The following is a 680-nucleotide window of genomic DNA, read 5'->3' on the forward strand; positions in this document are numbered from 1 at the left end:
TCGACCGCCGACGCGCCGGCCTGCCAGGCCGCCAGATACGTCGCCAACTGCCCACCCGGAGTGTCATGGGTGTGCACATGCACCGGCAGATCAAACCGCGACCGCAACGCACTCACCAACAGATGCGCCGAATGCGGGCGCAACAACCCCGCCATGTCCTTGATCGCCAACACATGCGCACCCGCATCGACGATCTGCTCGGCCAGCTTCAAGTAATAATCCAGCGTGTACAGATTCTCGCCCGGATCAGACAGATCCCCGGTGTAGGACATCGCCACTTCCGCGACGGCCGTACCCGTCTCACGCACCGCATCGATCGCCGGACGCATCGACTCGACATTGTTGAGCGCATCGAAGATCCGGAAGATATCGATCCCGGTGCGAGTCGCCTCATCGACAAAAGCCGACGTCACCAACTCCGGATACGGCGTGTACCCCACCGTGTTCCGGCCCCGCAACAACATCTGCAGACAAATATTGGGCACGGCCTCACGCAGAGCGGCCAACCGCTCCCACGGATCCTCTTTCAAAAACCGCAGCGCCACATCATAAGTCGCCCCACCCCAGCACTCGATGGACAACAACTGCGGCATCATCCGCGCCACATACGGCGCCACCTTGAGCAACCCAGTGGACCGCAACCGGGTGGCCAACAACGACTGATGGGCATCGCGGAACGT

Annotated in this window: 1 pseudogene; it reads right to left on the bottom strand. The window is 61.8% G+C overall.

Annotation, left to right across the window (positions count from 1 at the left end):
• Window positions 1-680: pseudogene (locus ACZY08_RS29720) on the bottom strand (pyruvate carboxylase); the annotation flags it as partial.

This window comes from Mycobacterium sp. IDUB_9, assembly GCF_055419505.1.